The following is a 237-nucleotide window of genomic DNA, read 5'->3' as shown; positions in this document are numbered from 1 at the left end:
CGTCTTTGTCACGCGCGAAATCGCCGATTAAGTAGCCGTAGCTTTCTTCATACCCGAACTGGAACGTGTATTGGCCTGATTTTTCATATTCTTTGATCTTTTCACCGATAAATTTGAAGCCTGTCAGCGTGTCAACCGTATCTAATCCGAACGATGAAGCGACAGCGCGGCCCAATTCGCTCGTGACAATCGTTTTCATGACGACACCGTTTTCAGGAAGGGTGCCCTGTTTTTTCT

1 pseudogene is annotated in these 237 nt (G+C 46.8%); it reads right to left on the bottom strand.

Going from position 1 to position 237, the window contains the following annotated elements:
- Window positions 1-237, bottom strand: a pseudogene (locus tag SB660_RS23735) (phospho-sugar mutase); the annotation flags it as partial.

Origin of the sequence: Bacillus sp. SIMBA_005 (assembly GCF_046535585.1) — a bacterium.
Lineage (GTDB): Bacteria > Bacillota > Bacilli > Bacillales > Bacillaceae > Bacillus > Bacillus pumilus.
This window is presented reverse-complemented; position numbering and strand designations above follow the sequence as displayed.